General features: G+C 35.9%; 13 protein-coding genes and 1 other annotated feature. Of the genes, 4 read left to right on the forward strand and 9 right to left on the reverse strand.

The window, feature by feature from the left end:
- Positions 1-12: 12 nt before the first annotated feature.
- Positions 13-2,307 (forward strand): serine/threonine protein kinase, encoded by a 2,295-nt coding sequence (locus tag RDN22_RS01355; protein ID WP_308555155.1) that lies wholly within the window; start codon positions 13-15, stop codon positions 2,305-2,307.
- A gap of 55 nt (positions 2,308-2,362) precedes the next feature.
- Here RDN22_RS01355 and RDN22_RS01360 read toward each other — a convergent pair whose 3' ends face one another.
- From RDN22_RS01360 to RDN22_RS01395, 8 genes are all read right to left on the reverse strand, one after another.
- Positions 2,363-3,304, reverse strand: coding sequence for a serine hydrolase (locus RDN22_RS01360; protein WP_308555157.1), 942 nt, complete (start codon positions 3,302-3,304; stop codon positions 2,363-2,365).
- Positions 3,304-4,590 (reverse strand): D-alanyl-lipoteichoic acid biosynthesis protein DltD, encoded by a 1,287-nt coding sequence (gene dltD, locus RDN22_RS01365; protein ID WP_308555159.1) that lies wholly within the window; start codon positions 4,588-4,590, stop codon positions 3,304-3,306. Before dltD ends, RDN22_RS01360 begins: the two co-directional genes overlap by 1 nt.
- Positions 4,583-4,822, reverse strand: a complete 240-nt coding sequence (gene dltC, locus RDN22_RS01370) for a D-alanine--poly(phosphoribitol) ligase subunit DltC (protein ID WP_013855040.1) — start codon at positions 4,820-4,822, stop codon at positions 4,583-4,585. Before dltC ends, dltD begins: the two co-directional genes overlap by 8 nt.
- A gap of 34 nt (positions 4,823-4,856) precedes the next feature.
- Positions 4,857-6,095 (reverse strand): D-alanyl-lipoteichoic acid biosynthesis protein DltB, encoded by a 1,239-nt coding sequence (gene dltB, locus RDN22_RS01375; protein WP_308555161.1) that lies wholly within the window; start codon positions 6,093-6,095, stop codon positions 4,857-4,859.
- Complete coding sequence (gene dltA / locus RDN22_RS01380; RefSeq protein WP_308555164.1) at positions 6,095-7,609, reverse strand: D-alanine--poly(phosphoribitol) ligase subunit DltA; 1,515 nt, start codon at positions 7,607-7,609, stop codon at positions 6,095-6,097. Before dltA ends, dltB begins: the two co-directional genes overlap by 1 nt.
- A 15-nt stretch (positions 7,610-7,624) precedes the next feature.
- Entirely contained in the window at positions 7,625-7,777 is a 153-nt protein-coding gene (locus RDN22_RS01385) for a teichoic acid D-Ala incorporation-associated protein DltX (protein WP_308555166.1), read from the reverse strand.
- Positions 7,778-7,908: 131 nt separating this feature from the next.
- The gene (locus tag RDN22_RS01390; protein WP_308555168.1) at positions 7,909-8,217 is read right to left on the reverse strand and encodes a hypothetical protein; all 309 of its coding nucleotides are present in this window, start codon (positions 8,215-8,217) and stop codon (positions 7,909-7,911) included.
- Positions 8,218-8,234: 17 nt separating this feature from the next.
- Positions 8,235-9,371 carry a hypothetical protein gene (locus RDN22_RS01395; protein WP_308555170.1) on the reverse strand — a complete coding sequence of 379 codons (1,137 nt, stop codon included), beginning with the start codon at positions 9,369-9,371 and terminating at the stop codon, positions 8,235-8,237.
- Between the two features lie 589 nt (positions 9,372-9,960).
- On the opposite strand from RDN22_RS01395, the gene cbpB reads away from it, so the two are divergent.
- From cbpB to RDN22_RS01410, 3 genes are all read left to right on the forward strand, one after another.
- A complete protein-coding gene (cbpB, locus tag RDN22_RS01400; protein WP_308555172.1) occupies positions 9,961-10,431 on the forward strand; it encodes a cyclic-di-AMP-binding protein CbpB in 471 nt (156 codons plus the stop codon).
- Between the two features lie 132 nt (positions 10,432-10,563).
- A complete protein-coding gene (locus RDN22_RS01405) occupies positions 10,564-12,498 on the forward strand; it encodes a heavy metal translocating P-type ATPase (protein WP_308555174.1) in 1,935 nt (644 codons plus the stop codon).
- A 74-nt stretch (positions 12,499-12,572) separates the two neighbouring features.
- Positions 12,573-12,629: a sequence feature (sodium ion sensor (DUF1646 type); this cis-regulatory element may regulate processes involved in with the transportation of sodium ions), on the forward strand.
- A 39-nt stretch (positions 12,630-12,668) separates the two neighbouring features.
- Positions 12,669-13,838, forward strand: coding sequence for a cation:proton antiporter (locus RDN22_RS01410; RefSeq protein ID WP_308555176.1), 1,170 nt, complete (start codon positions 12,669-12,671; stop codon positions 13,836-13,838).
- A 26-nt stretch (positions 13,839-13,864) separates the two neighbouring features.
- Here RDN22_RS01410 and RDN22_RS01415 read toward each other — a convergent pair whose 3' ends face one another.
- On the reverse strand, positions 13,865-14,518 hold the full coding sequence (locus tag RDN22_RS01415) for a DUF4097 family beta strand repeat-containing protein (RefSeq protein WP_308555179.1): 654 nt from the start codon (positions 14,516-14,518) through the stop codon (positions 13,865-13,867).
- Between the last annotated feature and the right edge of the window lie 6 nt (positions 14,519-14,524).

Consider the following 14,524-nt stretch of genomic DNA (forward strand, 5'->3'; position numbering starts at 1 on the left):
GGAGGAAACAGTATGACATTAGCTATGTTTAATGATATAAACTTATTAAATTTACAAAATGATGTTTTTCCTACAGATATATTGCCAGATAACCCTATTTCATCTTCTTTATCTCATATTACTCGTGATGCAAAACATTATTATCTTCAATTTAATTTCTCTAATAAACAATTGCCTCATCAAGGTTTTAAAATACATGTTTCTTGTACTGAGCAAAACTTTCAAAATATATTGAATATGGTTTATCAATTTTGTATTCAACACAAAGTAACCTTCAAATATATCTCTAATTATAGAAATTTACTTACCAATCTCTCTGGTAAAAGTTCTATTTGGAGTAGTGGAAAGTTTATTACTATCTATCCTAAAGACGTTCATACTTTCAAAAAGATAATTGCTAAGCTTTATTCATTATTTGCTTTGCATGAAATACATGAAGGAATTGCAATCTTATCTGATAGACGTTTTAAGGATTCAAATGTTTTATTCTATCGCTATGGAGTAATTACAGGTCCAGATACAAATATTTACAAATTGAATTCCAAAGATGTTGAATATAAAGACTATGTCCATAGTAAATACAGATTACCTGAAGGTCTGAAAGAACCCTTTCCTAACAACATAGATGACAAAAAGGAAAGTAAATTGCTATTTAAGACAATCATTCCTTTAAAAGCTGTGCATTCACGGGCATCCGGTTCAACCTTTATAGCTATTGATAAAACAAATAATCAAAAATTTATTCTCAAAGACTCTAAACCTGGATTTTCAGAAGGAGGAATTAGTGCTATTGCTTCTTTAAAACAAGAAAAGCAAAATTTAAAGAAACTGGCAAAATTTAAATTTATTCCAAATTACATTACTTCTTTTAAAGAAGATGAAGATTTTCTGCTTTGTGAGCAAAAAATGAGTGGAGTAGATGTAGATGCATTTAGAGCGAGTGGAGATAAGAATTTTCTAAGTTCTACTAAAAGAAAAGAATTATTCAAACTTTACCAAAATACAATTATTAATTTAATATCTAACCTTCACGAGCTACATCAAAACAATATTTTCTTAGGTGATATTTCTAGTACAAATATATTAATTGATGAAAATACTCAAAGCTCTAGTTTTATTGATATAAGTCAAAGCTTCAATGTATTAGAAAATAAAGGAAAGACACTTTCATCCTTTAGGACACCTGGATTTTACAACCAAAATATATCTAACCTTCCTCCTCTTGAGCAGGATAATCAGCAATTAGGTTACCTGATAATTTCTATGTTTTGTCGAGCAAATATGTTTTTATTAGTAGATAAAACCGGTGAAATGACCTTTAACTTTTTTAAGGAATATGCTTCTATAAATAAAATCCCACGTCTTTTTGTAGAAACTGCAAATAAACTTATTAAGAATCCAAGTCTGAACTTATCGAAATTAATCGATAGCCTACAACATGGAAATGATACACCGTTTATTACCGAAAAAACTTTATCAACTCAACATATAAAAGATTTCGAGTCTAGCCTACAAAAGACAATATATTTATCTCAAATAAATAAAATACCTTTCAAAGAAATAGTGCCAGTGGAACTTTCTTCAAGTGATGATTTTATTTTTGGCGATAAATTATTGGCATTAAGAATCAAAATCTTGCAAAATAAGGACGTAATCCTTCCTGATAAAGTAAAAAGTAAAGTATTTGCCTCAGTAAATCGTCTAAATTACTTGTTAACTAATGATACAAATAATACATTTATCAAAAAGTTAGATATTGCAAAGATATTTTCTTTACTTCTTTGTGCTATTTCACAAGCAACTACTAATGACGAACCAGATATAAGTAAATTAATTGATAATATTAATAATTTATACCAGTATAAGTCACCTACGGAAGGGATCTTTTACAGACCTAATTTACTTTCTAATCATTTATCACCATATTTATCTAATGGTTCAGCGGGTATGCTAGTAATCCTTCTTAGTTTTAAACGTAGATTTCACAAAAATATTTATGATGATCAAATACATGATATTATCAATACCCTAACTGAAAACTTTATGCCCCAAAATGCTTCATTAATGCGGGGATTAAGTGGAATAATATTTTCGCTCTTACAATACGCAGATATTTGTCACGATAAGCAATATAACAATTTTATAAAAGAAAATATTGAAACATTGCCATATTACTCTTGTAAATGGAACGATCAAACTTTGATTGTTAATCCTTCTTTTCGAAATTTAGATATTTGTTTCGAAGATGGAAACAAGGGGATTATCTATATCATTAATCTAGCTAAAAAATTACATATTATAGAGTAGTATCCATACCAAAAAAAGGCCTGACCCCGAATTGAATCGGAATCAGACCTCTTTTTTAAAATTCCAACATCATTGCCATGATGCGGTTAACTTTTTTCTTAGCTTTACTAAACTCACCAGGAGCAGTGTGATTATCTTGGATAATAATCATATTCTTCCCGTCTTTAGTACTACGCATGAAGGTGTAATAACCTTCGCCTGCACCATTAGCTGACTTGTAATTCTTCAAGTTATACAAGCCACCATTATAGAATGTAGGAGCTTTACCCTTAAACAGGATTTGCTTGCTATGTTTAGTTAACATATTGCCATGCAAAATATATTCAATTGTCTTAGCCAAATCATGGTTTGACATCACAATTGATCCAGCACCTAATTCATTATGTGCATCCCTTACTGCAGTCTTATGATTTACCTTAACGTATTGGCCATCCTTCATCTCATAGCCAGGCACCCATTTAGCGGCGCGCAATTTAGCTTTATCTGACCACAAGAATTCGGTTTGCTTTAAGCCAAGCGGCTTGATATAAGTCTCACGGAACAATTGCTCATAAGTCTTATGCTCAAGCTTAGATAAAATACCACAGAGGTAAATGTAGTTAACTGAAGTGTAGTGCCATTTACCAAGTTTTTTTGCATCAAACACAGTATATTTCTGATCATGTTCAATATTCTTTTTATCAGAAATAAATACTTTTGTGCCTAACTCATGACCCCTCTGTAAATCAAGTCCTGAAGTCATATCTAGCAAATTGCTAATCTTGACTAAAGCCGCACCATCAACATTTGGATAATACTTAGAAAGCTTATCATTTAATTTAAGCTTACCTTTCTGCACCTCACGCATCAGCATTGCAGCCGTCATGGACTTTTGAACAGAATTTATTAAGTAGCTAGTGTCAGTACTATTGTTTGTTGCATAGTTCAGCACAGGCTTCATATTGCTTGTTACTAATACGGAGCCCTTAACGCCTAATCTATTAATAGCCCGTCGCACTACTTCACTTTTAAACGGTCTTTATTAGATAAGTTAACTCTCTTAACGTTGTCTTTATTCTGCCACTTCTTTGAGTAGTAGTAGTTAGACATATCGTAGTTGTAACGCTCGTTAGGCAACTTCATAAATGGTCTAACGGCTTGATCAACTGCTACCCAACCTTTCCAACCAAGGTGAATAGTATCTTCCATGAAGTACTTTTCATTGCCACGTCTAGAAAGATCAGCAATATTTTCAAAGCCTTGACTAGTCAATTGTTTTTCCATCTTAGCAACTGATTCTTGGTACATCTTTGATGACAAACCAGTGTACTTCATCCACTTACCATTGATTGGTGGAATGATGAACAAAACATTAGTATGTTGCTTAGCAAATTGTTCAAGCATTAATTGGAAGTCAGCGTATTCAACAGACTTGACGTAGTCAAAGTTACGTTGACTACCCTTAAGGTTCTTCAATACTTTCTTAGGTAAACGAGTTCTATAGAAAGTATTGTCGATTCCCAAGTTGTTTGAAGTAGTATGTGCCGCAGCTTGTTCTTCAGCTACCTTATTCAAAGCAGCAACAGAATAAGCACTAGGTAAAACTTTAGTCTTATTGTGGATCTTATTTACACGATCACGCAATTGGAATGAACTAAAGAAATTGTCTTCGTTACGCAACATTCTGCGACGATTTTCTAAGTAAAATCTTTGGAAGCCAGTTAACTTTTTACCTGCAGCAATTTGCTTAAGACTATTTCTGATTTCACCCTTTACGTCTGGCATATCAAGCAGACGCGTAGCGGCGTAACGATCAGTCTTATTATTCTTAGCATTTAACAAGAAGTTACATGCTTGAAGTGGTGAATAATACAAAGCAAAGGCATTAGGATCTTGGCCCTTCTTAGTAAACCATTGTGGTGAAATGATTACTACAGCCTTCTTGTTCTTAAGCTGTTTAGCTGTACCTTGCATCCCTAAGAATTGTGCCAATGATTGACTACCTGGTCCACCAAGTAAGAATGGACGATAATTTCTGTGGTACTTTTCTGCGATTACACTAGGGTGAAGTGGATCGAATCTAGACAATTCACTTGAACCATAGAAAGGTACATAACCATCGTCAAAAGCTTCTTGCTTCATTGTGCTGCCTTTAAAGACAGTAGTGTTTTGTGAAGCTGCAGCTTCATAAATGGTTTGCTTAGAAAAAGTTCTTTCCCAGGGAATAAGAAATACAACTATTAAAAGGATAAAAGCGCAAAGGACTGGGCCAAAGATTTGCCACAGCCGGCGTTTATTACTCATTTTCTAAGCTTTCCACCTTTGCAACAATCTTGTTAGGAGTGTCCCATTCAGCACGGTTAAATTCTGATACAGGAACATCGATGTCAAACTTTTCTTGTAAGCTCAAAAGCATTTGTACACTTGCCATTGAGTCCATCAAACCATTTTCAAAGATGTTTTCATCCATTTGGTCTGATAAATCTTCACCAGTTAAATCATTTAAAATGTCTAATACGCCTTGTTTAGTGTCCATAATTAATACCTCTCAAAAAAATCTACGCTATTCTTTACTTCCAGCCAAACCATAATTGGCTAAGGAATCCTGAGAAAATCAAGAAACTGAAACATACCACGTTGAAAGTTAAGAAAATGGCGAACCACTTAGTGAACTTGTTATGTGGAATTTGCTTCTTGTGTTTTCTCTTAAATCTTAGCCACATATCGTTGACACAGATAGCAGTGGCATGGAATATACCATAAACAATATAATACCATGTTAAACCATGCCAGAATCCCATTATCAAGAATAATAGGAAATATGATACCTGTGACAATCTAATACGATTCTTAAACAATTTTTTCTTCATTGCAAAGAAAGTAAATCGCATGTAGATGTAGTCACGGAACCAGAATGAAAGCGTCATGTGCCAACGATTCCAGAAGTCTTTGATGTTCTTAGAAATAAATGGCTTGTTGAAGTTCATTGGGGTATGAATACCCATGAAGTATGAAATTGATACCGCAAATAATGAATAACCTGCAAAGTCAAAGAACAAATACATACTGTAGCAGTACATATAAGCAAGGAGCCACCAGGATAACTTCAATCCACCATTTGCGTTACCTACTGCTAAAGCAGCAGCACTGATCTTTGGAAGCCAATAAGTACCAAAGAACCAACCGATTACAAACTTATATAAAAATCCTTGGAACAAATATCTTACAGCATATTGTAAATCTGTAATATATGCGTCTCTTGTAGGAACCTTGTCGTAATCTTTCTTAAATCTACGGTAACGATCAATAGGACCTGATGAGATTGTTGGGAAGAAGAGTAAGAATCTTGCATAAGTTACAGGATCTACCTTCTTAATTGCCCCATCACGCATTTCCATGATAACTTGCACTGTTTTGAAAGTTACGTATGAAATACCTAAGAATCCAATGACAAATCCAATTGAATTATCAGGGAATGCTGTCAAATACTTAACTGCAGCTAGTGGGATAATTGCCAAAATTACAGCTAAGCAAAAGACCCAAGTCTTATTTTTACCATGATGACGATAATACTGATAAGCAAACGTCAAAATAAATTCATAAACCAGCCAGATCAGCAGGTTTACACCTTGCTCCCAGTGACTACCATCAAAAATCAAGAACAAGAAGACAATTGAGAAAATTGCTTCATATGTCTTAAGACGATGACCATAGTAAAGTCCAATAATAATTGGAATTAATGCGATCATCAAATAGACAAAGTATTGCGGATTTGAATAAGGCTGTAAGTTAATGAAATTAAAATTCACTACTTATTAACCTCCTTAATAACCGCCTTGATGTCTACCTTACCGTTTTGAGAAATTGGTAATTTATCTTGGTAGACAAAGCGTTGTGGAAGCATGTAAGGCATAACGTTCTTAGCTAAGTCTTCACGAATTGCCTTAGTTAAAGCAGCTTCAGAGTGTTGACGCGCTACACCATCTTTTAATTCGATTTCTGCAACGATTTGCTTAACGGTGTGGTCTTTATTGTATTTTGGAGCTGCAACGCCATAACGGACATACTTGTTCTTAGTTAAGTAGAAGTTGATTTCTTCAAGTTCGATTCTGTAACCATTGAACTTGATTTGGAAGTCAATTCTACCGCGATAAAATAGTATATCGCCATCGAAGAATCCTGCATCCCCACTACGGTAGCTGCGGTATTTGTCGCCATCCTCTTGGAAGAAGGCAGCTTCAGTTTTTTCAGGGTTGTTCATATAACCCTTTGAAACGCTAGGACCACTAATAATAATTTCACCTTCGCCAGGTTTGTCACCCTTTGAAGTATCAATAGTAATCTTAGTGTCTTCTTTAACCTTACCGATTGGCAAACGGTCGTACTTTTTAAGCACTTCATCAGTAATTTCAACTTGCGTTACGGCAACTGTAGTTTCAGTTGGACCATAAGTGTTGAAGATATGACTGTCAGGAAATCTCTTCTTAAGCATATCTACTTCACTGTGTGGCAATTCCTCGCCGCAGAATAAGAAGTGACTTAAGTCTGGGTGATGTTCGCTATCAAAGGTCTTATCCAAGAAGCACATTTGTGCAAATGATGGAGTTGATACCCAAACATTAAATTGCATCTTTGGCAAAGTTTGGAACAATTGACCAAAGTTTTGGGTAACATCATGTGGCAAGACCACAAGCTTACCTGCTGAAACAAGTGCAGGGTAAAGACTCATGACTGACAAGTCGAATGAGTAAGGAGCTTGAGCCAAAAAGCTTGGGTGCTCTGGCAAGTTGAAGTCTGACAATTCCCAGTTTACAAAACTAAGCAAGTTATCATGACTGATTTGTACACCCTTAGGCTTACCAGTAGTACCTGAAGTGAAGATGATGTAGTAGTTTTCATCGCCTTCAACGAAGTTGTTTTCATCAACTGTGAAGTCGCCGTCTTCAACTTCGCTAGCTTTAAGCACCTTAACGCTGTCTAAGTTAACGTTTGGCAATGGGTCAATTTCCAAAACCAATGGTGACTTTGAAACGTCTTGAATCATTGTTAAACGTTCAGCGTTTGAGTAACTAGCAATTGGAATATAAGCGTGACCTGTTTTAACACAGCCTAAGAAGCTAGCGATCATTTCAAACGTTTGGCCACCCCAGATCATGATTGGAGCATGTTCTGGGATATCCATACTAGCAATCTTGTGTGCCCAAGCGTTTGAACGCTTCTTGAGGTCACCATATGTATTAATTTCGCCAAGATAATCGTAAACTACACGATCTGGTTCGTTTTCGGCTATCTCGTCAATCTTTTTAATAACGTTTTGAATCATCTGACAGCACCTACCTTAAAATTCGTTGTAAATGAAATGGACCGATGTAAGTCCACTGTATTCATACAAATAAATAAGGGCCATCAGGATTGCAAAATAAACAATTGTCTTTAGGACAAATTTACCTATTGATTTGCCCCGAGAGTCAATTTTCGTTTTCTTATCCATTTTCTCTCCCTCAAGTAATATATTTTTTTACTTTGCCTTATATTACTACAAATAGTAATAATCAACGCACTATCGCCATACATTTTAACAAATTTAAACTTTTTTGGGAATTTAATCTATACAATGAAAAATCAAAAACCGTTTTCTTGCATTTTCTTACAATCTCGGTATGCAAAATATAATGGAATAAAAATTATAACGGCTACAAATATAAGAGCAAAAAGCATTAAACGCATTACATTTTGTGGTTTAGTCCAGCGCTCACTTTTAGCTGTAGTTAACAAATACACAGCGAAAAGTACGATAATAATTAATTCACCTAAACAAAATAAAGAATGGGTTACTTGATACAAATATAAGTAAGTCGACGCTGGAAATAAGCAGAACCAGCCAGAAAAGCGCAAAAGGAAGAGCTCTTTTTTTCGATAATCTACGTTCATTATTTTTCCTTTCAAAACTAGCTGCCAAACAAGGCATTAATATTCATCGATAGTATTCTATCCATTACTGTAATGCCTGGTCTAGCATAAATGCTTGAAGCAGATTCAAATACACAAAGTAGTTGTCCTTTATAAGCAGTAATTTGCTCTAAATATGGCGGCATTTCTACAACTAATTCCGCATTCTTTTCATCAAGCGCATTTAGTGCTGAGGTTGGGAAAACATACAACTTAGAATTATCGCTACCATAAGACTGACTTAAAAAGATCTTATCTTGATAAATAGCGATCCCTTGAATCTGCTTGTCCATTGATGTTTCACCAGTTGGATCAGACCACTGCAAAGTACCAGTAACTGACTTTACTTCATTATTAGTAATTGAACCCTTGTTTTTTCCGCTACGCGCAATTGAATATGCGGCAACTTTGCCGCGACCATACATGTTAAAAAAGCCGACGAACAGTTGACCGTCATAATAAGTAACAGTAGATGCTTTTTCAACAGCAGGAATAGCAATTTGGTGATTATACTTAATCGGGATTCGGCTGCCGTCTTTATAGGCTTCCATTTCCTTTAGTGAAAATGATGCTAAAGCCGATGACTTACCCATTTTGCTTGTTACCCAAATATTTTTTGCAACAGGATCATAAGCAATTCCACCTAAGTGAGGTCTGCCAGAAATCTGAATTGTCTTGATGTATTTGCCCGTCTTTTTGTCTAATACATAAACTACTGAGGCATGTTGGTGGTCACCATCATATGCTGTAAGCAAAATATACTTGCTAGCAACAGCGATCCCCTGCGGCGTCATTGCAGTTGCTGTATCATATTTTTTCTTAGAAAAATCATAGCTCTTAGTTGAAATTAAGCCGGGAATAACGAAGTCTTTACCATCCCACGTTCTTGGCGGAACATAATTTGAGACCTTATTAATGAAAGAATAATTTTGACGCAAGGCTTTTTGGTAATTATCAAAATTGTGCCAAGCCGCACTCGTACTAGTGCCATCCTTTGCTTTAACCACTTTTGGTCTTTCTTTAAGCATCTGCTGTTTTTGCCACCATTGATAGCCAAAATAGCCACCTGTGCCAACTCCAGCTAACAAAAGGAATACTAAAAACAGACGCAAGATAAATCTGCCTATTCTCTTCAAAAAACTACACCCTTCTACTTTTCTTTTTGATCATGCTTTCCATTATAACTAAAAAATATTATTTTTCCGGAAAAGCGCATGAAATCAGGCTTTTTTAAAGAAAATATAGACTTTTTTATAAATAAAGTGCATTTCGTCACACTTTTTTCACAATTTCAGGTTATACTACTAAATGTAGTGAGGTAGAAAACATCTATCCATTACAACTCAACTTTTTTGTTTTTCATTCATACTCCTCCAAGTAAATAATGAAAATAAAAAGAATTGACTTACTCCAATTAGTCAATTTCATATCTATCCCTTTCGGCTCACGTGCGTTGCGTGGGCTTTTCTTATGCCTAAAAAAGCCTTCTTAAATAGTTCGCAAGCAAATCTTTACCTTTTCATAATAATTTGAACATTTTTAATTCACATTTACTCTGTAGTATATAAATCGTAGCAAGGCGGTAGAAACTTGCTACAATACTCCCACTTTTTTATTTCATTCATTCTTACTCCTCCAAAGTAGATGAAACTAATAAGGTTCGCAAAATTTTGCGAGCCTTTTCCTTTTTTCTAGTATAATTTTAGGTAGAAAAGAGGCGCTTTCATGTTTTCACCATCCATCAAACATTTAATTGAAGAAAAATCAGGATCGTTTTTGATTCCTGCTAGTCGGATTGCCTTTGTGCAAGACGACAACCCGCTCTACCACGCGTTTTTAATTCTAACCAAAGTAAAATATTCCAAAATTCCGGTTTTAGACAAAGATAGAAAAGTAGTCGGTTTGCTTAGCTTATCTATGATTACAGACAAGATGCTGACAAACGACGCAATTTCTACCGCACCACTTGATACTTTAAAGGTAAAAGATGTGATGCAAACAGACTTTGATAAAATAAATTATATTGAGACTACGCTTGAAACTCAGCTGCATTTATTGATTAACAATGCCTTTTTACCGGTTGTTGATGATCGCGGCGTCTTCCAAGGACTTCTCACTAGACGTGAATGGATCAAGGCCTTTAACTATGTAGTTCACACTTATGATAAGCACTACGAATCTAAAAAAATAAAATAACGAAAAACGGCTTGAATAAAGGGTTCAAGCCGTTTTCATTTGTGAAACATCATAAAACTGTTCCATATTTCAAAAGAATGTTACAATGTGCTGAGTAGAGTATTATTACAAGCTTTTTTGGAGGTTTGAACTATGAAACGTCAATGGAAATTTATTGTCGTTTTAATTGCCGGGGTAATAAGTTTAATCCTAGAATTTGGCATGCACGCTTCAACATTGTTCACCACGCCACTTTTGGGTTTAAAGATGAATCCTCAAGCAATTATTATCGATATCCTTGGTATTTGGATTTCCGTTCTTCTTTTAATGGAGATATTCGAAGATTGGAAATCCGGTCGTTATGGTGTTGATATCCTTGGTATTTGGATTTCCGTTCTTCTTTTAATGGAGATATTCGAAGATTGGAAATCCGGTCGTTATGGTGTTGATATCCTTGCTGTTATCGCAATTGTTTCTACCATTCTAATTAATAATTACTGGGCTGAATGGATGATCTTGGTAATGTCCACTGGTGGCGAAACACTTGAGGACTATGCTACAGGTCAAGCCAGCAAGGAATTGCGTTCACTTTTGAACAACACTCCTCGTATCGCTAACAAACTCATTAACGGCAAAATTACTGAAGTTAACGTTGATGAATTAAAAGTCGGCGATACCGTTTTGATCAAACCTGGCCAACAAGTCCCTGTTGATGGGGAAATTGTTAAAGGTGTTTCAAGTTTTGACCAATCATCACTTACTGGTGAATCCGTTCCTGTATCTAAAAAGCCTGGCGACAACTTAATGTCAGGTTCAGTCAACGGGGATGCCGCAGTAGAAATGAAAGTAACTAAGGAAGCTAAGGACTCTGAATATCAGTCTATTGTTGCTTTAGTTAAGTCTTCTCAAGCTCAACCTGCTAAGTTTGTTAAGATGGCTGACCGTTATGCCGTACCATTTACAATTATTTCATTGATTATTGGTGGTGTTGCATGGGCCGTTTCTGGGGATGCAACAAGATTCGCAGAAGTTATGGTTGTTGCTTCACCTTGTCCACTTTTGATTGCTGCACCTGTTGCCTTAGTCAGTGGTATGAGTTCAATGTCAGCTCACCACATTATTGTTAAGTCAGGTCCAACTCTTGAAAAGTTGGCTCGTGCTAAGACTTTTGCCTTTGATAAGACTGGTACTTTAACTGAAAATCAACTGGTTGTTGATCAAATTGTTCCTGCAAATGATTCTATTTCTAAGGATGAATTGCAAAGCCTTGCAGCTAGTGTTGAACAACAATCTAGTCACGTTATCGCTAGTTCACTTGTTAAGGCAACTAACAAAGACTTAATCAAGCCTGTAACCAATTTAAAGGAAACTACCGCTCAAGGTGTTGAAGGCGATGTTGATGGCAAGCACGTTATGGTCGGTAAACTTAAATTCGTTGCACCTGATCATGAAAAACTCAATGTTAACTCCACTGCAGTTTATGTATCAATCAACAATGAATTCGCTGGCTACATTACCTTGATGGACAAGATGCGTCCAGAAACTCCTGATACTATTGCTAAGCTTCGTAAGCAAGGCGCTGAAGATATCATGATGCTTACTGGTGACCACGAACAAGTTGCCAAGAAGGTTGGTAAAGAAGCTGGCATTACCGATGTTCGTGCTGATCTTTTGCCATCAGAAAAAATTAAGGCTATTAAAGAAGTGCCAAAAGACTTGCGTCCTGTCGTTATGACTGGTGACGGTGTTAACGACGCACCAAGTTTAACTGCTGCTGACGTTGGTATCGCTATGGGTGCTAAGGGTGCAACCGCTGCTAGTGAAAGTGCTGACGCCGTTATCATGGTTAACGATTTGTCCAAGATTAACGATGCTGTTGCTATTTCTAAGCACACCATGAAGGTTGCCAACATCGACGTTTTAACTGCTATCGGTATTGTTATCATCATCGAATTGATTGCCTTTACTGGTGTCATCCCTGCCTTTTGGGGTGCTATCTTACAGGAAGTTGTCGACATGATTACTATCAGTTTGGGACTTCTTGCTAAGACTACACCAAGCAAAAAACAATTTGGACTTGAAGAATAGTAAGATTTACTACTTAGATTTGCATCAAGTTTAAAAAACAATTAAAATTAAACTCAACTAAATATTTACTTAGTGGTTGGGTTTTTATCACAATAAAAACTTTCAAGATTTGCTTCTTTGGGTCAAGAAGCGCTTGAAAGTTTTTTTGCTTTCATAAGGGGGATTGATCTATGCATTTTCTAGGAGAACTTATTTTAATTCTTTTAACGACAGTATTGCTTGGGCAATTATTTGCTCGTTTTAACATGCCTGCAGTTATCGGACAGCTTTTGTCCGGAATTTTACTCGGACCCGCTATTTTAAATTGGATTCATCCAAATGAAATCATTAGTTTATTTTCTGAGTTTGGCGTCATCTTATTGATGTTTTTAGCCGGGCTTGAAAGTGACTTAGACCTACTGAAGAAATACTTCAAATTAAGCTTCACTGTTGCAAGTGTCGGCGTCATTTTACCAGTTGTATTTATGGGACTTGCCAGCTATTTCTTTGGCATGAAGCCACTTGAATCACTCTTTATCGGAATTGTCTTTGCGGCAACTAGTGTTTCCATTTCGGTTGTAGTACTTCAAGAAGCACATCAGCTACATACGCGTGCCGGTACAGCCATTTTAGGAGCCGCTGTGGTTGATGATATCTTAGCTGTGGTAGTTTTAAGTTTGTTCACTACATTCAGCCACGAAGGCGGCAAGAGCGGTTTAACCAACAACTTCTTTATCAACATCTTAATCGAGATCGTTTACTTCGTCGTTGTATGGGTAATCTTCAAATTTGTTGCGCCATACTTCATGAAGGTTTCTGAAAAGATTTCAGTTGATTATTCAGTCGTTATCGGCTCTCTCGTTTTGGCATTAACTATGGCCTGGGCTGCAGACTTTGTTGGTTTATCAGCTGTTGTGGGTGCCTTCTTTGGCGGTTTAGCAATTAGACAAACACCGCAACACAAAGAAGTTCAATCTTCAGTTTCCGCAATTGGTTACTCAATTTTCATCCCTGTATTTTTCGCTGATATTGGTCTTTCAATGACTTTTGCCAGTTTCTTCAAAGATATCTGGTTCATCATTGCAATGACTGTCTTGGCCGTTTTATCTAAGTTCTGGGCTGGTAAATACTCCAGTGAGGTATTCGGCTTCACCAAAAACGAAGGTAACATCGTAGGTGCCGGAATGGTCTCACGTGGTGAAGTAGCCTTGATTGTTGCGCAAATCGGTATTACGCACCATCTATTCCCAGAAGATATTTACTCAAGTTTAATTCTAGTAATTATCGTGACAACGGTGATCTCACCATTTATCTTGAACCACTTCATTAAGAAGAGCACACAAGATACCGAATTTATGTAGAAAAAGCTGAGCAATGCTCAGCTTTTTTAATTTACTGCAATATTTCCGTTTGAAGTATCAATGCTTAAAGTGTTATCTGCTTCAGCATTCTTTTCAAAATCTTGGGACTCATTCTTTCCTCCAAAAGTTACATGACCATTTGAAGTAGATAAATCAAATCCTTCCGCATTACTTTTTCCGACCCTGATTGAGCCATTAGAAGAATCAATTTCAAAACCATTTTTAGTAGTTAATTTATTTAGATTGACCCTGCCGTTCGAAGTATCAATTGACCCTTTTTGTACCTTCAAATTATCAATCGAGACATTGCCATTTGAAGTGTCTATCGATACAGACTTATATTCTTTTGCCGGCATTTCAATGATTAATTCCTGCTTTAGACTTTTTATATTAAAAAGACTGCCGTTAATTACTACTGACTTTTCTGGTGACTTAACAGTTAAAACATGATTTTCTACCTTTACTGATGGCTTTAACTTCTTTTGACCAATGTAACGTACACTGCAATATTTGCCCGTTACGATTCTTATATTGTCTGCAGAACTATCAACTTCTAATTGATTAAATGGTTCTATTGGATACTCTTTGGTAATTGCTTCATCTACATTATTTTGCTTAAACATATAGTACCCACCTGCAAGCAGTACACAAATAATTACTAAAACCCACATTTTCTTCATTCCCTT

This window comes from uncultured Lactobacillus sp., assembly GCF_902491705.1.
GTDB lineage: Bacteria > Bacillota > Bacilli > Lactobacillales > Lactobacillaceae > Lactobacillus.

Coding starts and splice junctions, on each gene's coding strand:
- RDN22_RS01405 (WP_308555174.1), top strand. CDS start 10,564: ATGAAACGTCAATGGAAATTTATTGTCGTTTTAATTGCCGGGGTAATA.
- RDN22_RS01390 (WP_308555168.1), bottom strand. CDS start 8,217: ATGAACGTAGATTATCGAAAAAAAGAGCTCTTCCTTTTGCGCTTTTCT.
- RDN22_RS01410 (WP_308555176.1), top strand. CDS start 12,669: ATGCATTTTCTAGGAGAACTTATTTTAATTCTTTTAACGACAGTATTG.
- dltC (WP_013855040.1), bottom strand. CDS start 4,822: ATGGACACTAAACAAGGCGTATTAGACATTTTAAATGATTTAACTGGT.
- RDN22_RS01355 (WP_308555155.1), top strand. CDS start 13: ATGACATTAGCTATGTTTAATGATATAAACTTATTAAATTTACAAAAT.
- dltA (WP_308555164.1), bottom strand. CDS start 7,609: ATGATTCAAAACGTTATTAAAAAGATTGACGAGATAGCCGAAAACGAA.
- dltD (WP_308555159.1), bottom strand. CDS start 4,590: ATGAGTAATAAACGCCGGCTGTGGCAAATCTTTGGCCCAGTCCTTTGC.
- cbpB (WP_308555172.1), top strand. CDS start 9,961: ATGTTTTCACCATCCATCAAACATTTAATTGAAGAAAAATCAGGATCG.
- RDN22_RS01385 (WP_308555166.1), bottom strand. CDS start 7,777: ATGGATAAGAAAACGAAAATTGACTCTCGGGGCAAATCAATAGGTAAA.
- RDN22_RS01415 (WP_308555179.1), bottom strand. CDS start 14,518: ATGAAGAAAATGTGGGTTTTAGTAATTATTTGTGTACTGCTTGCAGGT.